This window comes from Streptomyces sp. NPDC059355 (assembly GCF_042752335.1).
In the GTDB taxonomy this organism is placed as follows: Bacteria; Actinomycetota; Actinomycetes; order Streptomycetales; family Streptomycetaceae; genus Streptomyces.
Window position 1 is genome coordinate 1 of sequence record NZ_JBHYXN010000068.1, and the last position, 20,470, is coordinate 20,470.

The 20,470-nt window shown below is 73.8% G+C and carries 17 protein-coding genes; 12 read left to right on the forward strand and 5 right to left on the reverse strand.

The window, feature by feature from the left end:
* Nucleotides 1–185: 185 nt before the first annotated feature.
* Nucleotides 186–1,142, reverse strand: coding sequence for a serine/threonine dehydratase (locus tag ACFXGI_RS36620; protein WP_384716710.1), 957 nt, complete (start codon nt 1,140–1,142; stop codon nt 186–188).
* Nucleotides 1,143–1,155: 13 nt separating this feature from the next.
* Complete coding sequence (locus tag ACFXGI_RS36625) at nt 1,156–1,800, reverse strand: TetR/AcrR family transcriptional regulator (protein ID WP_384716713.1); 645 nt, start codon at nt 1,798–1,800, stop codon at nt 1,156–1,158.
* A 193-nt stretch (nt 1,801–1,993) separates the two neighbouring features.
* Between ACFXGI_RS36625 and ACFXGI_RS36630 the strand changes: the two genes are divergently transcribed.
* From ACFXGI_RS36630 to ACFXGI_RS36660, 7 genes are all read left to right on the forward strand, one after another.
* Nucleotides 1,994–3,676, forward strand: coding sequence for a ricin-type beta-trefoil lectin domain protein (locus ACFXGI_RS36630; RefSeq protein ID WP_384716716.1), 1,683 nt, complete (start codon nt 1,994–1,996; stop codon nt 3,674–3,676).
* A 23-nt stretch (nt 3,677–3,699) separates the two neighbouring features.
* The gene (locus tag ACFXGI_RS36635) at nt 3,700–6,030 is read left to right on the forward strand and encodes an alpha-N-acetylglucosaminidase (RefSeq protein WP_384716720.1); all 2,331 of its coding nucleotides are present in this window, start codon (nt 3,700–3,702) and stop codon (nt 6,028–6,030) included.
* A 228-nt stretch (nt 6,031–6,258) separates the two neighbouring features.
* On the forward strand, nt 6,259–6,654 hold the full coding sequence (locus ACFXGI_RS36640) for a hypothetical protein (protein WP_384716723.1): 396 nt from the start codon (nt 6,259–6,261) through the stop codon (nt 6,652–6,654).
* The gene (locus ACFXGI_RS36645) at nt 6,647–7,684 is read left to right on the forward strand and encodes a polyprenyl synthetase family protein (protein WP_384716726.1); all 1,038 of its coding nucleotides are present in this window, start codon (nt 6,647–6,649) and stop codon (nt 7,682–7,684) included. Before ACFXGI_RS36640 ends, ACFXGI_RS36645 begins: the two co-directional genes overlap by 8 nt.
* Nucleotides 7,685–7,768: 84 nt before the next feature.
* Nucleotides 7,769–8,962, forward strand: coding sequence for an oxygenase MpaB family protein (locus ACFXGI_RS36650; RefSeq protein ID WP_384716729.1), 1,194 nt, complete (start codon nt 7,769–7,771; stop codon nt 8,960–8,962).
* Between the two features lie 128 nt (nt 8,963–9,090).
* Complete coding sequence (locus ACFXGI_RS36655) at nt 9,091–10,698, forward strand: molybdopterin-dependent oxidoreductase (RefSeq protein WP_384716732.1); 1,608 nt, start codon at nt 9,091–9,093, stop codon at nt 10,696–10,698.
* A 46-nt stretch (nt 10,699–10,744) separates the two neighbouring features.
* Entirely contained in the window at nt 10,745–11,830 is a 1,086-nt protein-coding gene (locus tag ACFXGI_RS36660) for an alpha/beta hydrolase (protein ID WP_384716735.1), read from the forward strand.
* Nucleotides 11,831–11,838: 8 nt separating this feature from the next.
* Here ACFXGI_RS36660 and ACFXGI_RS36665 read toward each other — a convergent pair whose 3' ends face one another.
* The gene (locus ACFXGI_RS36665) at nt 11,839–13,083 is read right to left on the reverse strand and encodes a cytochrome P450 (protein WP_384716738.1); all 1,245 of its coding nucleotides are present in this window, start codon (nt 13,081–13,083) and stop codon (nt 11,839–11,841) included.
* A gap of 186 nt (nt 13,084–13,269) precedes the next feature.
* Here ACFXGI_RS36665 and ACFXGI_RS36670 point away from each other — a divergent pair, with 186 nt between their 5' ends.
* Nucleotides 13,270–14,193: an SDR family oxidoreductase gene (locus ACFXGI_RS36670; protein WP_384716741.1), complete on the forward strand. Its 924-nt coding sequence runs from the start codon at nt 13,270–13,272 to the stop codon at nt 14,191–14,193.
* Nucleotides 14,194–14,215: 22 nt separating this feature from the next.
* Here the strand turns inward: ACFXGI_RS36670 and ACFXGI_RS36675 are convergent, their stop codons facing one another.
* Nucleotides 14,216–15,280, reverse strand: a complete 1,065-nt coding sequence (locus tag ACFXGI_RS36675; protein WP_384716777.1) for an enoyl-CoA hydratase/isomerase family protein — start codon at nt 15,278–15,280, stop codon at nt 14,216–14,218.
* A gap of 18 nt (nt 15,281–15,298) precedes the next feature.
* On the opposite strand from ACFXGI_RS36675, the gene ACFXGI_RS36680 reads away from it, so the two are divergent.
* Complete coding sequence (locus ACFXGI_RS36680) at nt 15,299–15,865, forward strand: dihydrofolate reductase family protein (RefSeq protein WP_384716744.1); 567 nt, start codon at nt 15,299–15,301, stop codon at nt 15,863–15,865.
* Nucleotides 15,866–15,895: 30 nt separating this feature from the next.
* On the opposite strand, the gene ACFXGI_RS36685 is transcribed toward ACFXGI_RS36680, so the two are convergent.
* On the reverse strand, nt 15,896–16,651 hold the full coding sequence (locus ACFXGI_RS36685) for an AraC family transcriptional regulator (protein WP_384716747.1): 756 nt from the start codon (nt 16,649–16,651) through the stop codon (nt 15,896–15,898).
* A gap of 54 nt (nt 16,652–16,705) precedes the next feature.
* Between ACFXGI_RS36685 and ACFXGI_RS36690 the strand changes: the two genes are divergently transcribed.
* The 3 genes from ACFXGI_RS36690 (at nt 16,706) to ACFXGI_RS36700 (ending at nt 20,435) form a co-directional block, all read left to right on the forward strand.
* Nucleotides 16,706–17,899: an MFS transporter gene (locus ACFXGI_RS36690; RefSeq protein WP_384716750.1), complete on the forward strand. Its 1,194-nt coding sequence runs from the start codon at nt 16,706–16,708 to the stop codon at nt 17,897–17,899.
* Between the two features lie 502 nt (nt 17,900–18,401).
* Nucleotides 18,402–19,313 (forward strand): SAM-dependent methyltransferase, encoded by a 912-nt coding sequence (locus ACFXGI_RS36695; protein ID WP_384716753.1) that lies wholly within the window; start codon nt 18,402–18,404, stop codon nt 19,311–19,313.
* Between the two features lie 3 nt (nt 19,314–19,316).
* Entirely contained in the window at nt 19,317–20,435 is a 1,119-nt protein-coding gene (locus ACFXGI_RS36700) for a terpene synthase family protein (RefSeq protein WP_384716756.1), read from the forward strand.
* Nucleotides 20,436–20,470 lie beyond the last annotated feature (35 nt).

Consider the following 20,470-nt stretch of genomic DNA (forward strand, 5'->3'; position numbering starts at 1 on the left):
GGCCCGACACTCAGCAAGCTCACCCGCCCTCATACAAGCAGCGAACTACCGAACACCGACCGTGACAAGACCAGCTAACAAAGCACTACTAGGGCCTGCCATGACCCGCCGGGCCGGCCTTAGATCGTGTCGTCGAAGTCCCGTCTGGCCGGCGGGGCCTGGCACGCACGCTCGGGCGGCCGACACTACTTTGACGACACTCCCTGGATCCGCTCGGGAGCCGTCAGGTCCCCGGGGTCGGTGTTCGCGCCGCACAGGACGACGGCCACGCGCTCGCCCAGCGGCTCCCGGGCGGTCCGGACGGCCGCCAGGGCCGTGGCCGCACCCGCCTCCACCACGATCCGGTGCTCCTCCCACAGCGCACGCCGGGCCGCCGTGATCGCCGGGTCCGGGACCAGGACGGACCGTACGTTCCCCTCCTGCGCGGCGGCCAGCGCGGCCGCCGAGACCCGGGTGGCGCCCAGCGAGTCGGCGGCGACCGAGTCCACGGCCACGTCGACGACCCGGCCCGCCTCCAGGGCCGCGTTCAGGGCCCGGCAGTTCTCCGGCTCCGCTGCGACCACCCGTACGCCGTGCTCGCGCGCCGCGGCCGCGACCCCCGCGAACAGCCCGCCGCCGCCCACCGCGACGACCACGGTGTCCAGCCCCGGCAGCCCGGCCCGGATCTCGTCCAGCAACGTACCGGCGCCCGCCGCGATGAGCGGGTGGTCGTACGCGTGGCTGCTCAGGGCGCCGCTGCGCGCCGCGAACTCCTCGCAGGCGGCCAGCGCTTCGGCGTAGCGGTCGCCCACGAGCCGTACGTCGGCCCCGTACCCCCGCAGCCTCTCCACCTTCACCCGCGGCGCGTTGGCGGGCAGGAACACCGTGGCGCGCACGGACTGCGCGCGGGCCGCCCAGGCGCAGGCGAGGCCCGCGTTGCCGCCGGAGGCGATGGTGACGCCCGCGTCCGGGAGGGTGCCGGCGTCGCGGTGGGCGGCCAGGAAGTTGCGGGCACCGCGGGCCTTGAAGGACCCGGTGTGCTGGAGGTACTCCAGCGCGTACCAGAGTCCCTCGGCGGCGGGCACGACGGCGACGGGGCGGACCGAACCGGCCATCCGGTCGGCGGCGGCGCACACGGCGGCGTAGTCGAGCTGTTGTTCCACGATGGGGCTCCCTTCAGGCGGCGGCAGGCCGGTTGGCCTCGATCAGCTGGCGCAGCGCGCCGTAATACACCTCGTGGTCGGTCAGGGCGGGCAGTACGTCGGCCAGCCCGCCCGCGAGCACGGGGAACCGCTCCGGATCCAGCGCGGCCAGGGCCGCCCGCGAGGCGGCGGTGGCTCCGGCCGGATCCCGGTGGTCCACGAAGGCGGCGCTGCCGAGGGTGAGCAGGTACATGCGGCGGTACGCCGTCATCGCCTCGGCGGCGGTCATCCCGGCGGCCACGCTGTCGGCGAGCGCGGGCTCGACCAGGCGGGCCAGCAGCTGGCGGCCGAGCCAGGGGCGGCCGCCGCGGAGCACCAGCAGCCCGGGGTGCGCGACGAGCAGCCGGTACAGGGCGCTGAACCGCAGTTCGGCGGCCTCGGCCCAGCCGGTCCCGGCCGGAACCTCGGGCAGCTGCCCGGCGAGGTGCTCGGTGCAGAGGTCGAGGAGCCCGGCGAGGTCGGTGCAGCGGCGCTGGACGGTGGCGTGGGAGACCTCGAGCCGTTCGGCGAGGGCGCGGAAGCTCAGCGCGTGCGGCCCCTCCTCGTCGATGAGGCGCAGGGCGGCGACGGCGATCGCCTCGGGTGTCGCACGGTCCAGGGCCACTGATCTCCTCGGCATGAGATACAGCGTATCAGCCATCGGAACATACGACGTATCGACTCCTGGACTCCCCGATCGTGTGACGTCGACTACGGCCATATTGCTGGTCATTGAGCCATAACCATCGACTTATGTTGACAGAGGGTAGTCGCGCCGCTGCACTGAGCGCACTGCAGCCCCACGGGTACGCCCCCCACCTCAAGGAGTCTCCGTGCCGCCTCGCCTGCGTGCGTCGCTCCCCTGCCTGACCGCGGCCGCCCTGCTCGCCTTCTGTCTCGCCCCCGCCCCCGCGGCGGCCGAGCCCTACGCCACCTCGGACGCCCCGCTCGCGCTCACCCCGCCCATGGGCTGGAACAACTGGGCGCACTACATGTGCGACATCGACGAGGCCAAGGTGGTCGCGAACGCCGACGCACTCGTCTCCAGCGGCCTCGCCGCCAAGGGCTACGACACGGTGACGGTCGACGACTGCTGGATGGCCAAGAGCCGGGACGCGGACGGCAGCCTGGTCGTCGACGCGCAGAAGTTCCCGCACGGCATGGCCTGGCTCGGCGAGTACCTGCACGCCAAGGGCCTGAAGTTCGGCATCTACGAGGACGCCGGCTCCGTCACCTGCGAGCGCTACCCCGGCAGCGGCTCCCCCGACGGCGGCGGCCCTGACCACTACGCCCAGGACGCGAGGCAGTTCGCGTCGTGGAAGGTCGACTACGTCAAGATGGACGGCTGCAACCTGTGGGTGCCGCCCGGGACGACGAAGGAACAGGCGTACCGCGACGCGTACAACGCGGTCGCCGACGCGCTGCGGACGAGCGGCCGGGCCATGGTGCTCTCGGCCTCCGCCCCCGCCTACTTCCAGCAGGGCGAGTGGGGAGGCTCCGACTGGCACAAGGTCATCGGCTGGGTCGGGGAGACCGGCCAGCTGTGGCGGGAGGGCAAGGACATCAAGGTCTACAACGCCGCCGCGCCCGCGACCTCCCGGTGGAGCTCGGTGCTCGGCAACTACGGCTACAACCGCTGGCTCGGCCGGTACGCGGCCCCCGGCAACTGGAACGACCCCGACTTCCTGATCGCGGGCGCCCCCGGGCTCACCGCGGCCGAGAGCCGCAGCCAGGTGGGCCTGTGGGCGATGATGGCGGCCCCGTTCATCCTGTCCTCCGACGTCTCCAAGCTCACCCCGGCGGGGCTGGCCGCCCTCGGCAACAGCGATCTGATCGCGCTGGACCAGGACCCGATGGGCCGCCAGGGCGCCGTCCTCTCCGCCAACGCCACCTTCGAGGTGCTGGCCCGGCCGCTGGCGAACGGCGACCGCGCCGTCGCCGTGCTCAACCGGTCCGCCGGCGCGCGGGACATCTCCGTACCGCTCACCGACGTCGGGCTGTACTCCTGCACGGTCGACGCCAAGGACCTGTGGAGCGGCAAGAGCGCCGAGGTCTCGACCTCCCTGACCGGGAAGGTGTCCGCGCACGACACGGCGGTCTTCCGGCTCACCCCGCACGAGGGGTGCGGCGAGGCCCGGCCGACCGGGCAGATCACCGGGAACGGCGCCCAGTGCGTGGACGGGGTCAACACCACCGGGGTGGGCGCGCTGGTCCTTTCGCCGTGCACCGCGGCCGGCGACCAGCGCTGGGTGCTCGGGCCGGAGTCGAGCGTGCGCCTGACCGGCAAGTGCCTGTCGGCCGGCGAGGGCGGCGTCGTGGAACTGGCCGCCTGCGCGTCCGGTGAGCCGGGCCAGAGCTGGACGCACCGCCGGGACGGGGTGCTGGTCGAGGACGTGAGCGGGCTGTGCCTGACGGCTCCCGCCGCGGCCGCCGCCCCTGATGCCCCGGCCGAGCGGCTGCGTCTGACCGACTGCGGCGACCACCGCGTCGACCAGGCCTGGTCCCTGCCCGTCTGATACCCGGATCGGTGACTCTTCGGATGACGAACCCCCTTCCCCGGCGGCGCGCGCGTCTGCGCCGCCAGGTCGCCCTCGCCGCCCTGGCGGCCCTGCTCGGCACCGCCTCCCCCGCACTGGCCGGCCCGGCCGGCCCGGCCGGGGTACGAGGTCCCGCGCCGGCGCCCGTACCCGGCGGCGCGCGCGGGGCCGCTGCGGCGCAGCCGGGCTCTCCCGGCGCGGCCAAGCCCCGCGCCTTCGACGTCGGGCCCGCCCGGGACGCGCTGGAGCGGCTGCTGCCGCGCCACGCCGCCCAGTTCACCCTCGTACCCGATCCGGCCGCCGGCGCCGACCGGTTCACCGTGTCCGGCCCGGCCGGCGCGATCACCGTGCGCGCCTCCACGGGGGCCACCCTGCTCACCGGCGTGGGCTGGTACCTCCAGCACGTCGCCGGCGCCGACATCGGCTGGCCGGGCGACAGCATCGGGATGCTGCCGGCGCGGCTGCCCGCCGTACCCGCGCCGGTCACCCGCAGCGCGCTCGTCCCGCACCGGTACGCCCTCAACGACACCGACGACGGCTACTCGGGCGCGTACCGCACCTTCGAGCAGCACCAGCGGCAGATCGACCTGCTCGCCCTGCACGGCATCAACGAGGTGTTCGTCCAGGCCGGCGCCGAGTACCCGTACTACCGGGCGCTCCAGGGCTTCGGCTACTCCGCCGCCGAGCTGCGCGAGTGGATCCCCGGCCCCGGACACCAGAGCTGGTGGCTGCTGCAGAACCTGAGCGGCTTCGGCGGCCCGGTCTCCGAGCGGCTGATGCAGGAGCGCGCCGAGCTCGGCGGGCGGATCGCCGAGCAGCTGCGCGGGCTCGGCATGACCCCGGTGCTTCCCGGCTTCTTCGGCACGGTGCCGCCGGGGTTCACCGCCCGCAACGCGGGCGCGAAGACGGTGGCGCAGGGCGACTGGGCGGGCTTCGACCGGCCCGACTGGCTGGACCCCACCTCCCCGGTGTTCGCGAAGCTGGCCGCCGCGTACTACACGGAGCAGCGCGCCGTGTTCGGGGACAGCGCGATGTACCGGATGAGCCCGCTGCACGAGGGCGGGACGGCGGGCACCGTCGACGTGAAGGCGGCCGCCCGGGCGGTCCAGTCGGCGCTGCACACCGCGCACCCGGGCGCGATGTGGGCGGTGCTGGGCTGGCAGGACAGTCCGAAGGCGGAGCTGCTCGCCGGGGTGGACACCTCGAAGCTGCTGATCCTGGACGGGCTGTCCGACCGGTACAACCGCCTGGACCGCGAGACGCGCTGGGGCGGGGCCCCGTACGCGATGGGCACGATCTACAACTTCGGCGGGCACACCACGATCGGCGCGAACACCTCGGTGTGGATCGAGCGGTTCGGCCCCTGGCGGGCCAAGTCCAACAGCGCGCTGAAGGGCATCGCCTACCTGCCGGAGGCCACCGGCACCAACCCGGCCGCCTTCGACCTGTTCACCGATCTCGCCTGGGAGCCCGGGGCGATCGACCAGCGCAAGTGGTTCGCCGATTTCGCGGCCCGCCGCTACGGGCGGCCCGACAAGGAGGCGGCGGCCGCCTGGGAGGAGCTGCGCACGGGCCCGTACAGCACCTCCTCGGGCCTGTGGTCGGAGTCCCAGGACAGCCTGTTCACCGCCCGGCCGAGCCTGGGCGCGGTGGGGGCGGCGTACTGGAGCCCCAAGTCGATGCGGTACCCGGCCGACGGGGTGCGCCGGGCCCTGGACCACCTGCTCAAGGTGGATCCGAAGCTGCGCGGCTCCAGCGCCTACCGCTTCGACCTGGTCGACACCGCGCGTCAGGCGCTGGCCAACCACTCGCGGGTGCTGCTGCCGAAGATCAAGGCGGCGTACGAGGCCAAGGACCTGGCCCGGTTCCGGTCGCTGACCGCCGAATGGTCGGACGGGGAAAGGCAGTTGGACGCCATCACCGGTTCCGACCCGAACTTCCTGCTCGGCAACTGGCTTTCGGCGGCCCGCTCCTGGGGTGCTGACGAGGCCGAGCAGGACCGGTACGAGTACGACGCCCGCTCGATCCTGAGCGTGTGGGGCCGGCGCAGCACCAGCGAGGGCGGCTTCCTGCACGACTACGCGAACCGCGAATGGAGCGGTCTGATCGGGGAGTTGTACGCGCCCCGCTGGGCGGCGTACTTCGAGACGCTGGAGGAGTCCCTGGTCCGGCGGGCGGTGCCCCGGGAAATCGACTGGCACGCCTACGAGGAGGAATGGGCCCGGCGCACCACCCGGCATCCGAGCGGGACGGACGGCCCGAGCGGGGATCCGCACACCCTGGCGACGGGCATCGCGGCGGCCCTGAAGTCCTCGGAGGGAGCCGCCCGCTGACCCCTTACACCACTCGGGGCGGTGACGATCGGATGATGCGCTGATCCTCACCCGGCCGTGGGAATCCCGCTACCCGTGCGAGGGAGAACCTGTCAGGTGGTTCGACGCACGGGACGCGCACTCGGTTGACTCGCACGGAAGGACCACCAGGGGCGGCTGCCGGAACATCCGGCGGCCGCCCCTTCCGACGCCGTCACACGGCCCGACGCCCACAGGAGTGCACGGAGCATGTCCCAGACCGGACACGAACGGCCCCGACAGCCCGGGCAGTCCGCGCAGCACGAACAGCCGGGGCAGCCCGGGCCGGCGGAACAGCCCGCGCAGCCCGGGCCGGAGCAGGGTTCCGCACCCGGCAGCCCGCCCGTGACCCTGGAGCTGCTGACGCTGCTCGCCGCCGGGGTCGCCGATCTGGCCCTCGACCAGTTACGGCAGTCCGCCGACCGGGCCCAGGAGGTACTGCGCCGCTCCGACCTGCGCGAACTGCTCACCGAGGGGGTCGTGGAGCTGCGCAAGCGCGGCGAGCTGGCCACCCGCCGCTCGGGCGCGGGGGCGGAGAACCACCTGGAGGCCATGGCCCGGCGGGCCGCCGAGCGGGTCGCCTCCGAGGGCCACCCCCGTGCATGACCACGCCGGCTTCAAGGAGCGCATCGACGAGGTGCTGGTCCGGCTGGCCGACGAGGAGGAGCGGGCACTGCTCGGACTGCACGTCGAACTCTCGCCGCTGTCGGAGCAGTTGCGCCGCTCGCTGGCGGGCGGGAAGCGGATCCGGGCCGCGTACCTGTACTGGGGCTGGCGGGCTGCGGGGCAGCCCGACTGCGAGGGGGTGATCCGGGCCGCGGCCGCGATGGAGCTCGTACACGCGGCCGCCTGCACGCACGACGACATCATCGACGACAGCCTGATGCGGCACGGTCGGCTCACCGCTCACGCCGCTTTCGCCGCCCGTACGGCCGCCGGGCGGCGCTCCACCGCCCTCGCGATGATCCTCGGCGATCTGCTGATGGGCTACGCCGGCCACGTCTTCAGCTCCTGCGGACTGCCCGGCGCCTATCTGGCCCGGACCGTCCCCCTCTGGGCCACGCTGCTGCGCGAGACGATGGCGGGCGAGTTCCTGGAGGTCCTGCGCACCCGGGCGGAGCCGCTCCCGCGGGTGGCGGAGTCGCGGGAGGTGGCCCGCTTCAAGACGGCCAAGTACACCGTCGAGCGGCCGCTGCACCTGGGCGCCACCCTCGGCGGGGGGCCGCGCGCCCTGCTCGACGCCTTCTCCGCGTACGGGCTGCCGCTCGGTGAGGCCTTCCAGCTGCGCGACGACCTGCTGGGCACCTTCGGCGACCCGGTCAGGACCGGCAAGTCGAACGTGGACGACCTGCGGGACGGAAAACCGACCGCGCTGCTCGCCCTGACCGTGGCCGCGGCCGACGCCGACGAGCGGCGGCTGCTCGCGAAACTGGTCGGCCGGCCCGACCTGAGCTGTGAAGAGGCCGCCGGCGTACGCGCGTTGATGGAGCGCTGCGGAGCCAGGCAGCAGGTCGAGGACATGATCCGGGAGCGCATCGCCCGGGCCGCCGACGCGCTGGACACCGTACCGATGCCCGCGGAGGCGCGGTCCGCGCTGCGCGACCTCGCCGGCACCGCCGCCGAGCGCTCGCTGTAGCCGCGGGCCGGCGCCCGGGACCCGATGCACCACGGGCCCGCCCCGCTCCGCCCCCGCCCCGTACACACGAGAAGGACGAGTCACGTGACCACCGCCGAGACCCCCTCCGCCCCGCCGCGCCCCCGGTACGACGACGCCGCCCTCGACGCCCTGTCCACCCAGGGTGATCCGCTCGCCGACGACACCGTCGCCGCCCTGTTCCACCGTGACGAGGTGGGCGACTTCAACACGCTCATGCGGTTCTTCACCACCGCCGGGGACCCGCTCCCCGAACGGCTCCCGGCTTCCGCGCGCGGCTACTTCGAGGCCACCGCCCTGCCCCCGGCCTGGGTCGACTGGGACGTCATGGAGCAGGCCCGGCTGTTCTTCACGGACAACGCCGCCCACATCAACACCGGCCTGTCCTTCGCGGCGATGCCCGTCAGCTACGCCGTCCCCCGGATGGCCCGGCTGCTGTCCTCGACGCACTCGCTCGCGTACCCCTCCCGCCGGATGGCCAACACCGGCCAGTTCGTCACGTACCTCATGCGGACGGACTCCTTCGCCGAGGGCAGCAAGTTCATCCCGGCCGCCCAGAAGGTCCGGCTGCTGCACGCGGCGGTCCGCCACCACCTGCGCCACGGCGGCCACTGGGACGTCGAGCGGGACGGCATGCCCATCTGCCAGGAGGACATGATCGCCGGGCAGACCTTCTTCTCGCTGCTGGTGCTCGACGCCATGCACCGGCTCGGCATCCACATGAGCGAGGAGGGCGCGGAGGCCTACTACTACGCCTGGCGGGTCGTGGCCGCCCTGCTGGGCTGCGACACGGCGTCCGTACCGGAGGACCTCGCCGAGGCCCGCGCGTACTGCGACCTCTACCTGCAGCGCCATCTCGGCCCCTCCCCCGAGGGCGTGGTCCTCAACTCCCGGCTGCTGCGGCTGTACGAGGACGTGGTGCCCGGCACGCTGTTCGACCCGATGGTCCCGGCCACCGTCCGCTACCTGGTCGGCGACACCATCGGCGACTGGCTGGAGGTCCCGCGCAGCCCCTGGGACACGGCGGCCAGGGCCGTACCCGTGGTGCTGGGGCTGCTGGAGAGCCTGGAGGACAGCAGCCCGCTCGCGCAGTGGGCGCTGGACAAGGCGGGCTCGCTGCTCGCGGGCTTCGAACTGTCCTCGCTGACCCGGGGGCGGGTCATGCACCACGCCATCCCGGCCGAGCTGAAGGCGGAGTACGGGGTGAAGGCGCCGCGCACCGGGCGCTGGGTGCCGCCGCCGGCGGCGCCGGTGCGCTGACCCGAACGGGCGCTGCACCTGAGGGGCACCGACCCGAACGGCCGCGGCCGGGCGCGGGTCCGCACCGGTCGGAGTCACACTGGAGGCCCGGCTCCCCGGCGAACGGTGACGCGGACGGTGACCTGCTGATGACGATCCGTGTGAAGGCGCACCCCGGGCGGCGGCGCCGCATCCTGGGCGGCGCCGTCTGCGGGCTGGTCGCCGCCTGCGCCGGCCTGGCCGTGGCCGAGCTGGCCTCGGCGGCCGTCCGCCCCGAGGCCTCCCCGGTCACCGCGGTCGGCGGGGCCGTGGTCGACCGTACGCCGGTGGGCGTCAAGGAATGGGCGATCCGTGAGTTCGGCACCGCCGACAAGCTGCTGCTCGCGCTCGGGATCATCCTCGTCCTGGGCGCCGTGGCCGTCGCCGCCGGCGTGCTCGCCGTGCGGCACCTGCCCGCCGGGATCGCGCTCGCCGGCTGTTTCGGGCTGGTGGGGGCGGCGGCCGCGCTCAGCCGGCCCGAGGCGACCTGGCACGACGCGCTGCCCTCGCTGGTCGGCGGAGTGGTCGCGGCCGGGGTGCTCTACCTGCTGGTCGGCGCGTTGACCCGGCCCCCCGCGGTGGGCGCGCCGCCGGGCGGGGCCTGGTCGATGGACCGGCGCGGCTTCGGGCGGCTGGTCGGGGCGGCCCTCGTCGCCTCGGCGGGGATCGGGTACGCGGGGCGGCGGCTCGGCGCGTACGGCTCGGCCGGGGCGACGGCCTCGCGGGCGGACCTGGTCCTGCCGGAGCCGGCCGTGCCCGCGCCGCCCGTACCGCCCGGCGCGCAGCTGCGGGTGCCCGGGATCTCGCGCTTCCTCACCCCCAACCGGGACTTCTACCGCGTGGACACCGCCCTCGTGGTGCCCCGGGTGGACGCGGACACCTGGCGTCTGCGCATCCACGGCGAGGGCGTCTCGAACCCGCTCGAACTCGGGCTGCGCGAGCTGCTGGCCCGCCCGCTCGTCGAGCACGACATCACCCTCTGCTGCGTGTCGAACGAGGTCGGGGGCCCGTACGCGGGCAATGCCCGCTGGCTCGGCGTGCGCCTGGCCGACCTGCTGCGCGAGGCGGGCGTCCGGCCGCCCTCGCGGGGAGGGCCGGCGGACCAGCTGGTGGCGAGCTCGGTGGACGGCATGACGATCGGCACGCCCGTGGAGACCGTGATGGACGGCCGGGACGCACTGCTGGCCGTCGGGATGAACGGCGAGCCGCTGCCCTTCGCGCACGGCTTCCCCGTGCGGATGGTCGTACCGGGCCTGTACGGGTACGTCTCGGCGTGCAAGTGGCTGCGCGAGCTGCGGCTGACGACCTTCGCGGCGTACGACGCGTACTGGGTGCGCCGGTCCTGGGCCCAGCAGGGTCCGGTCAAGACACAGTCCCGGATCGACACCCCGCGCCCGTCCGCCGAGCCGGTGGAGGGACGGGTGGCGGTGGCCGGGGTGGCGTGGGCGCAGCACCGGGGGATCGACCGGGTGGAGGTACGGGTGGACGGGGGGCCGTGGCAGGAGGCCCGGCTCGGGGCGGCGGACGGCAACGACACCTGGCGGCAGTGGGTGTGGGTGTGGGAGGCGACCCCCGGGCGGCACACGCTGGAGGTCCGGGCCACGGACGGCACGGGCGCCGTGCAGACGGGTGAGCGCAGGGGGACCGTGCCCGACGGGGCGACCGGGTGGCACTCGGTGTCGGTACGTGTCCGGCCCGGGCCCGGGAGGAAGGCATGACGCGGACATCCTGGGAAACCGACCCGCACGTCAGGAGCCGGCCCTCGTGGAGCTGACCAGCACGTCGTTCCTCGTCACCCTCATCGCCGTCACCGTGCTCGCCATGCTCGCCGCGCTGCTGCTGTGGAACCGGGTTCCCGGGCCGGGGTGGGTGCGCTGGCCGGTGCGGGTGCTGATGATCGCGCTGTGTCAGCTGACGTCCATCGCGGTGATCGCGACCTGGATCAACGGCAGCTACGGGCTCTACTCCTCGTGGGACGACCTGCTGGGTACGGAGAACGCGCAGAACGCGTCGGCGATGACCGGGCCGCCGCTGGGCCGGGCCAAGTTCACCCAGGGCGGGGACGGTACGCAGAGCACCTATTTCCGCGGCTCGCATTCGAAACTCGCCGGGCAGGTGATCGTGTGGACCCCGCCCCAGTACCGGGCGCCGGGCGCGGACAAGACCCGGTTCCCGGTGCTGATGCTGCTGCACGGGTATCCGGGGTCACCGCGGACCTGGATCGATCTGGGCGCCATGCCGGGGACGCTGGAGCAGCTGGCCGGGCTGGGCGCGGCGCACCCGTTCATCGTGGTGATCCCGGACGTGTACCCCGGCGGGGTGAACACCGACTGCAGCAACACGCCGACGCGGAAGGTGGCCAGCTGGCTCGCGGAGGACGTGACGGACCTGGTCGCGAAGAACTTCCGTACCCTGCCCGAACCCCGGGGCTGGGGACTGATGGGTGTCTCGACGGGGGCGTTCTGCGCGGCCAAGCTGCCGCTCCAGTATCCCAAGGTGTTCCGGGCGGGGGCGGCACTGGACCCCGATCCGCTGGGCGGGGACCCGGAGGTGCTCTCCGATCCGGTGCTGCGCGAGCGCAACAGCCCGCTGTGGCTGGTCCGGCAGGCGAAGAAGGCCGATGTCGCCCTGTTCCTGGCCACTTCGGCACAGGACAAGGACAGCCCGCCGGCGCAGCTGGAGGTCTTCAGCCGGGCCGCGGCGGGCACCGGGGTCCGGGTGAGGACCCTGGTCCGCCCGGCCGGCGGCCACAACTTCCAGACCTGGACGTCGATGTATCCGGACGCGCTGGGCTGGCTGAGCACGGAGCTCTCGCCGCCCGGCGACGGCCGCGGCCGCGGCCGCGACTGAGGCTGAGGCTATGCCAGCCGGACCGGGATGGATTCGACGCTGTTGCCGATGAAGCTGTGCAGGTACGGGAGTTCGGGCTCGGGAACCGCGAGGTCGAGGTCGGGGAAGCGGGCGAAGAGCCGCTCCAGGGCGATGGTGGCCTCCAGGCGGGCGAGCGGGGCGCCCACGCAGTAGTGCGCGCCGTGCCCGAAGGAGAGGTGGCGGCCGGCGGCGGGGCGGGTCACGTCGAAGCGGTCGGCGTCCGGGCCGTGGAAGGCCTCGTCGCGGCCGGCCGAGGTGTAGGCGGCGAGGACGGGGGTGCCCTGCGGGATCACGGTGCCGTCGACGGTGAGGTCGCGGGCGGCGTACCGGAACGGGAACCAGCTGACCGGCGCGTCCCAGCGCAGGGTCTCGTCCACCACGTCGGACCAGTTGGCCTTGCCCTCCCGGACCAGGGCGAGCTGGTCGCGGTGGGTGCACAGGGCGCGGACGGCGTTGCCGATCAGGTTGAGGGTGGTCTCGTGGCCGGCGACGAGCATCAGCCGCATGGTGCCGATGAGTTCGGCCTCGCTGAGTCGGTCGCCTTCTTCCTCGCGGGCGGCGATGAGCGCGCTGGTCAGGTCGTCGCCCGGATCCTCACGGCGGGCGGCGGCGATCGTGCCCATGAGCTCGACGAGCTCCCGTACGGCGGCCATGACCTCGGCGGGTGTGGTGTCGGTGGCGATGATCACCGTGTGGGACAGGTGGTGCAGCCGGGCCCGGTGCTCGGGGTCCACGCCGAGCAGCTCGCAGATGACGCTCATCGGCAGCGGGAGCGCGAAGCGGGAGCGCAGGTCCACGACCCCGTCGGGGGCCTCGGCAGCCGCCCGGCCGAGCTCGTCGAGCAGGGTGGCGGTGAGCTCCTCGATGCGCGGCCGCAGCCGCTCCACCTGGCGGGCGGTGAAGGCGTTGCCGACGAGGGAGCGCAGCCGTCGGTGGTCGGCTCCGTCGGCGGTGTGCATGCCCTGGGCGTTGGCGAACACCCGCAGCGGCCAGTCGGGCGCGATGGTGCCGTCGTGCAGGGCGGGGAAGTGCCGGGCGTCCTTGGCCGCGTCGGGGTGGGCGAGGAACTCCTTCAGCGCTTCGTGTCCGAGGACGACCGCCCCGGGCACTCCGCCGGGCAGGACGACGTCCGCGACGGCGCCCTGGGCGCGCAGCCGGGCGTTGAGGGCGTGCGGGCAGCCGCCGGCGGGGTCGATGGCGTACGCGGGTGCGGGTGCGCTGTCGGGTGACAAGCCGGGTCTCCTGACCGTCTGGACGAGTGGGCGGATCTCGGGCAACAGTGCGGCCTGGAGGCCGGGTTGGACAAGTCCGTTCCGGCGGCGTCTTCGGGCGGCGGCCGTCGGCGGGAGCCGTCGCGCGGGTCGTCCGCGCGCCCGTGCCGGCGTGCCCGGCCGGGGGTGGCGGCGTAGGGTCGGGGCATGGCGGAAGAGCGGCGAGCCCTCGAAGGCAAGGTCGCCCTGGTGGCCGGGGCGACGCGCGGCGCGGGCCGGGGCATCGCGGTCCAGCTGGGCGCGCGGGGTGCGACGGTGTACGCGACGGGGCGCAGCACCCGCGGCAGCCGTTCGGAGTACGACCGGCCGGAGACCGTCGAGGAGACGGCGGAGCTGGTCACTGCGGCGGGCGGGCGCGGCATCGCCGTGGTCGCGGACCATCTGGTGTCGGCCGAGGTGGAGGCGCTGGTCGGGCGGATCGACGCGGAGCAGGGGCGCCTGGACGTACTGGTGAACGACATCTGGGGCGGCGAGAAGCTGTTCGAGTGGGACAGCACGGTGTGGGAGCACGACCTGGACAACGGGCTCCGGATGCTGCGGCTCGCGGTGGACACCCATGCCATCACCAGCCATTTCGCGCTGCCGCTGCTGCTGCGCCGGCCGGGCGGGCTGGTGGTGGAGATGACGGACGGCACGGCCGATTACAACGCCGCGAACTACCGCGTCTCGTTCTTCTACGACCTCGCCAAGTCGGCGGTGCTGCGCATGGCGTTCGCGCTCGGGCACGAGCTGGGGCCGCGCGGGGCGACGGCGGTGGCGCTCACCCCGGGCTGGCTGCGCTCGGAGATGATGCTGGACAACTTCGGGGTGGGCGAGGCGAACTGGCGGGACGCGCTGGAGCGGATGCCGCACTTCGCCATCTCCGAGACGCCTTCGTACGTCGGGCGGGCCGTCGCCGAGCTCGCCGCGGATCCGGAGGTGGCGCGCTGGAACGGGCAGTCGCTCTCCAGCGCGCAGCTGGCCCGCGCGTACGGGTTCACGGACCTCGACGGCAGTCGGCCGGACGCCTGGCGGTACCTGGTCGAGGTCCAGGACCCGGGCCTCCCGGCCGACGTGACCGGCTACCGCTGACCGGGCCCGTTGCCGACGTCCCTCAGCGCAGCCGGAGTTCGCGGGCCTCTCCGAGCGGGGCGAAGAACCGCTCCACGTCCGCGTCGGTGACGTCGGCCGGCGCGGGCGGGGACCAGCGCGGGTTGCGGTCCTTGTCGACGACCTGGGCCCGTACGCCCTCCACCAGGTCGGGCGTGCGCAGGGCGTGGCAGGACACGCGGAACTCCTGTTCCAGCACCCGCTCCAGGGAGCCGAGTGCGCGGGCCCGGCGGAGGGCGGCCAGGGTGACCTTGAGCGAGGTCGGGGACTTCGCCATGATCGTCTCGGCGGCCTCCTTGGCGGCCGGATCGTCCTCGGCCCGCAGCCGGTCGACGATCTCCTCGACGGTGTCGGCGGCGTAGCAGCGGTCGATCCGGTCGCGCCATGCGGCCAGTTCGCCCGGCGCGGGCGGTTGCGCGAAGCGCGGCAGCACCTCGTGCGCCGGGGCGCCGGCGAGCTCGGCGGTCAGCTCCGGCAGCCGGGCGGCGGGTACGAAGTGGTCGGCGAGCCCGCACAGCAGTGCGTCGGCCGCGCCCACGGCGGCCCCGGTCAGGGCCAGGTGGGTGCCGAGCTCCCCCGGGGCGCGGGCCAGGAGGTGCGTGCCGCCCACGTCGGGGACGAAGCCGATGCCGGTCTCGGGCATGGCGACGCGGGAGCGTTCGGTGACCACGCGCACGCCGCCGTGGGCGGAGAGGCCGACTCCGCCGCCCATGACGATGCCGTCCATGAGGGCCACGTAGGGCTTGGGGTAGCGGGCGATCCGCGCGTTCAGCCGGTACTCGTCGCGCCAGAAGCCCTCGGAGGCGTCGCCGCCGGCCTTCGCGTCGTCGTGGATGGCCCGGATGTCCCCGCCGGCGCAGAGCCCGCGCTCGCCGGCTCCGCGGATGAGGACCTGGACGACGGCGGGGTCCCGCTCCCAGGCCGTCAGCGCCTCGGCGATCCGCAGCACCATGGGGTGGGTGAGGGCGTTGAGCGCCCTGGGGCGGTTGAGGGTGATCACCCCGGTGTGGCCCTCCGTGGTGAACAGGGCCGTGTCGTCTGCGCCGTCTTCGCTCTTCACACCGGCCAGTATGTAGCGTGGTCCGGCATGCGAAAGATCGTCCTGATGATGTCGATGTCCCTCGACGGCTTCATGGAGGGGCCGGACCGGGACATCTCCTGGCACATGGTCGACCACGAACTGCACCGGTTCATGAACGACGAGATCCGCCCGCTGGGCGGCTTCCTCACCGGCCGGGTCACTCATGAGCTGATGACGGCGTACTGGCCGACCGCCGACGCCGATCCGGAATCCTCCCCGGAGGAGGCGGAGTTCGCGGGCATCTGGCGGGACATGCCGAAGTACGTGTACTCGCGCACGCTGCGCCAGGACGACCTCGGCTGGAACTCCACGCTCGTGCGGGACGTCGTGCCCGCGGAGGTCGCCGCGCTCAAGGCGGCTCCGGGCGGCGATCTGGTCGTGGGCGGGGCCGACCTCGCCGCCGCGTTCCTGCGCCACGACCTGGTGGACGCGTACCGGATCCTCGTGCACCCGGTGCGCATCGGCCACGGCACGCCGCTGTTCCCGCCGTTCGCCGGCGCGGCGCCGCTGCACCTCGAAGGCACTCGCACGTTCGGCAACGGCGTGGTCCAGCTGCGGTACGGACGGCCGTAGGACGCGGTTCCCCGGGTTTGCGCGCGCTGCCTACGCCGGCCGGCCGGGGTGGGCGCCCGGCGTGTGGCCGAAGGCGCGCCGGAAGACGTCGATGAAGGCGCTCGCGGAGGACCAGCCGCAGCGGTGCGCGACGGCGGTGACCGGGGTGCCGACGGCCAGCAGCCGCAGCGCCTGGTGCAGGCGCAGCTGGGTACGCCACTGCGGGAAGGTCATGCCGAGTTCGGAGCGGAAGAGGCGGCTCAGCGTCCGCTCGCTCGCCCCGGCGCCGGCGGCCGCTCCCAGCGCCGCCAGTCCCCGGGAGTCCGCCGGATCGGCGTGCAGCAGGGCGCACACCGCCGCCAGCCGGGGGTCGGCGGGGGCGGGCAGGTGCAGGGGCTGCAGGGGCGCGGCGCGCAGCTGGTCGAGCAGGACCCCGAGCAGCCGGCGCCGCTCGGGGCCCTCGTCCTCGGGGGCCCGCGTATAGGCCAGGATCAGCTCGCGCAGCAGCGGTCCCACGGCGATCACGGCGGGGGTGTCGAGGGAGAGCGGGTTGAGCCGGGTCGGCAGGCCGACGGAGTGCAGGTCGGTGCGCCCGTACGCGCGGTGCTCGTGCACCGTACCGGCCGGGATCCACAGGGCGCGGGTGGTGGGGGCCACCCAGGTCCCGGCGTCGGTGGTGATGGACAGCACTCCGGAACCGGGGTAGGCGATCTGGTGGTCGTCGTGCCGGTGCGGGTCGATGCCGACGTGGGTGTCGAGAGCGCGGATGCTCGTCGCGGCCCGGGGGGTGTGGCGGATTTCCTGCATCACCGGGCAATTTATCGGAAGCGGGCCGCCGGCGTCAGCGGCGATTCTCGACCGGTGAACTCATCGAAGACCGCTCCCGAGCCGCCCGCCGGGGCGGGAACACGTCCCGTGCGGCGCCGCCGCATCGCCGCCTACGCGGCCGGCCACTCCTGCGTGGACGTCTACCAGGGCGCCGTCGCCGCGCTCGTCCCCTTCCTGGTCTCCGAGCGCGCGTACGGCTACGCCGCCGCCTCCGGCATCGTGCTGGCCGCGTCCCTGCTGTCCTCGGTGGTCCAGCCGCTGTTCGGGGCGCTGGCCGACCGCCGGCCGATGCCGTGGCTGATCCCGCTGAGCACGGCCGCCGCCGGGCTGGGCATCGCCCTCGTCGGCGCGGACGCCGGCTATCCGGCCACCGTCGCCGCGGTGGCCCTGTCCGGGCTGGGTGTGGCCGCCTATCATCCGGCGGCCGCCCGGCTGGTGCGCACCGTGGCGGGCGGGCCCGGGCACACGGCGATGAGCTGGTTCGCGCTCGGCGGCAACATCGGCTTCGCGTGCGCGCCGCTGCTGGTCTTCGGGGCCCTGTCCGTGTCCGGGCGGGCGGGGTGGTGGCTGCTGGCGGCCCCGGCCGCGCTGGGCGTCGTACTGAACCGCCCGCGGCCGGTGCGGGAGCGGGTGGCCGGGCCGCGGGCGGCGGCCTCCGCCGGGGCGCCCGGGCGCGGGGACCGGCGGGCGTTCCTGCGGCTCTGCCTCGTGGTGGCCGTCCGGTCCGTCGCGTTCGCCGGGCTGAGCACCTTCATCGCGCTGTACGTGCGCGAGCGCGGCGGAGGCGCGACCGCGGGGGCGCTGGCGCTGTTCGCCCTGTTCGCCGGCAGCGCGGGCGGCACCCTGCTCGGCGGCCGGCTGGCCGCCCGCCAGGGCCGTGTCACCACGGTCCACCGGGCGTACGCCGCGGCCGCTCCCGCCGTCGCGGGCGTGCTGTGCCTGCCCCTCCCCCTGGTGTACGTGTGCGCGGCGCTCGCGGCCGCCGCACTGTACGTGCCGTTCTCGCTCCAGGTCACGCTGGGCCAGGACTACCTGCCGGCCCGGATGGGGACGGCGAGCGGGGTCACGCTCGGCCTGACGGTCAGCGTCGGCGGCCTGGCGAGCCCCTTCATCGGCGCCCTCGCGGACGCCACCTCCGTCCGGACGGCCCTGCTCCCGCTGACCGTCCTCCCCCTGCTGGCGTGGGCCCTGGCCCGGCGCCTGCCGGAGCCCGCACCGGGCGCCTGAGCGGGCACGGCGCAGCCACCCGTCGGCCGCGGCGCCGGCGCCGATCCGGACTGACGGCGCCTCTTTCGCGCCTGCGGACGGCGGGCGCGCCTTGCGGGCGCACCCAATCGTTTTCGGCCACGCCCGGCACCGGTGCCGCAATTCCGCGCCGGTGCGTTCCGGGGACGGCGCGGGCCGGGATTCCCCGATATTCGTACTTGCGTTCCCATTCCGTGAATGGCGGCCCCCCGGGTCGCCGCCGCACCGGACATCGGGCCGGGCGTCCGGCGGACCGCGCGCCCGGCCGTCGACTCCCGGACCCGCATTCCGCCTGACGCCGCCGCATGTATTCCGCATACGCCATCGGATCACACCTGACGTGGCATCAAATGGCCGGAATTGTTGCCGTTTCAGCTGTGGTTATGCTCATCACCCGAGCGATGCATGACTTTTATCGATCGCTTACGGGCAGAGTGGGGCGGCCGATAAACACCCCCCACGCGACCGCAGGACCGGAGAATCGATGGACAGGAACCTTGTCATCCAGACCCCCGCTGGTGGCCAGGAGTTCGACGAGAGCCAAGTGCCGCTCTATTACAGCCGCAAGACCGCGGACATCCTCCACAAGTACGGCCCCGGACCCCGGGTCCACTTCCACATGGGCCTCTTCGGCCCGGGAGCCACGCCGAACACCACCGTCTCCCAACGCGTGCTCAAGCGCCGCATCGTGGAGTCCCAGGAAGCCATCGTCGAACACGCCGCCCGCAGTTGGGGCGCGTACGCCACCCCGCCGGGCAGCGTCCTCGACATCGGCTGCGGTGTCGGCGGCGGCTCCCTCTACTGGGCCCAGGAACACGGCGCGACGGTGACCGGACTCACCGTCGCGGCCGACCACATACCCGTGATCCAGGACTTCGCACGCCAGGCAGGTGTCGGCGACCGCGTCACCCCCCTCCTGGCCGACGTGCACGCCTTCACGTCCGACCGGAAGTACGACGCCGCCTACGCCAACGAGAGCTCCGGCTACATGGACCGCGCACGGCTGTTCAAGGTCGTGGCACAGTCACTCAAGCCGGGCGGCTGGTTCGGCATCCAGGAGCACTTCATCTGCCGGCCCGAGTGGACCGAGTTCATCGACGGCTACTACAAGACGCGCCTCGGCACCCTCACCGAGTACCTCACCGCCGCCGAGGCGGCCGGCTTCGAGCTGGAGCAGGACGAGGACGTCACCGACCGGGTCGCCGAGTTCTGGGTGCAGTCCATGGCCTGGAACACCGCCGAACTGGACCGCGTCGAGAGCTCCGGCACCCCCTCCGCCTGGTCACGCGAACGACTCCAGGAGTCCACCATCACGCACGGCAAACTGTTCCGCATCTGGCGCGACCACGCCCTGGAGACCCGGTTGCTGATGTTCCGCCTGGGCGGAGGCAGCTGACCGATGCCCCCGGCCTACGGCGACAACACCCGCCCCTCCCGGATCGGCTGGCCACTGCCGCCCTTCTACTGGCCGTACGAGAGGGATCTGATCCATCCCAAGGCGGCCGAGCTCGAAGAGCGGTCGATCGCCTGGATCGACGCCTTCGGGCTCTACCCCGACGCCACCGAGCGCGCCTGGGGTCTGGCCACGCGCAGCGCCGACATGGTCAGCCGGATCGTCCCCTTCGGCGAGGTGGAGCCGATGCTGCTGTTCTCCCAGTGGTGCTATTGGGCCTTCGCGGCCGACGACTGGCAGGACTCCGGCACCGGCCCCGCGCGTACGGCGGCCGTCGCCGACCACGGAGCGCGGATGATCCGCACCCTGGAGGTGCCCGGCTCCGGCCTGCTGCCGCCCGGGCCGTACACGGCGGCCCTGGACGACCTGGTGGCGCGCACCCGGGAGATGCTCACCCCCGAGCAGCTCCACCGCCTCACCGAGGGCCTGCGGGACTGGATCCTCGGCGCCGCCGCGCGGACGGCGGCCGAGGAGCAGGGCGTCATGCCCGGCCTCAACGACTTCGCGGCGACCCGTGTCTCGGTCGGCGCGACCCGGTTCCTGCTGACCTGGTGCGACATCGCGAACGGGATCCACGTACCGGGCGAGGTGTTGTACTCCGCGCCCGTCCAGGCCCTGACGGACGCCGCCGGGTTCATCGTCGCCTGCGACAATGACGTGTTCTCGTACAACAAGGACGACCACCAGGAGCCGCTGGAGCAGAACCTGGTCAACGTACTGGCCCTGCACCACGGCTGTACGGCCGCGGAGGCACTGCCCGCCGTGTACGCGCTGCGGGACCGGTCGGTGACCCTGTTCGCCCGGCTGCGCGAGCAGCTGGCGCGGGGCGCCGACGAGCAGCTCGCGCGCCACCTCGACTCGGTGGAGCACTGGGTCTCGGGCGACACCGCCTACCACGACGGGGCGCTGCGCTACGCCAGTCCGCGCAACCGCAACGCCCTGCCCGTGGAGGGGGCTTCGTTCGACATCGCCTGGAGCGATACGCCCAGCGACCCGAGCCTCGAACCGCTGCCGATCCCGGCTCTCGCCTGGTGGTGGCAGCAGCTCGACGACTCTTCGCGCTGAGGGTGGCGGCGCCGGGCTCCGCCGGGCGCCGCCGA

Bases quoted from the DNA above. Each gene is read 5' to 3' on its own strand.
- ACFXGI_RS36625 (WP_384716713.1), bottom strand. From the start codon at position 1,800: ATGCCGAGGAGATCAGTGGCCCTGGACCGTGCGACACCCGAGGCGATC.
- ACFXGI_RS36635 (WP_384716720.1), top strand. From the start codon at position 3,700: ATGACGAACCCCCTTCCCCGGCGGCGCGCGCGTCTGCGCCGCCAGGTC.
- ACFXGI_RS36640 (WP_384716723.1), top strand. From the start codon at position 6,259: ATGTCCCAGACCGGACACGAACGGCCCCGACAGCCCGGGCAGTCCGCG.
- ACFXGI_RS36655 (WP_384716732.1), top strand. From the start codon at position 9,091: ATGACGATCCGTGTGAAGGCGCACCCCGGGCGGCGGCGCCGCATCCTG.
- ACFXGI_RS36670 (WP_384716741.1), top strand. From the start codon at position 13,270: ATGGCGGAAGAGCGGCGAGCCCTCGAAGGCAAGGTCGCCCTGGTGGCC.
- ACFXGI_RS36680 (WP_384716744.1), top strand. From the start codon at position 15,299: ATGCGAAAGATCGTCCTGATGATGTCGATGTCCCTCGACGGCTTCATG.
- ACFXGI_RS36685 (WP_384716747.1), bottom strand. From the start codon at position 16,651: ATGCAGGAAATCCGCCACACCCCCCGGGCCGCGACGAGCATCCGCGCT.
- ACFXGI_RS36695 (WP_384716753.1), top strand. From the start codon at position 18,402: ATGGACAGGAACCTTGTCATCCAGACCCCCGCTGGTGGCCAGGAGTTC.
- ACFXGI_RS36700 (WP_384716756.1), top strand. From the start codon at position 19,317: ATGCCCCCGGCCTACGGCGACAACACCCGCCCCTCCCGGATCGGCTGG.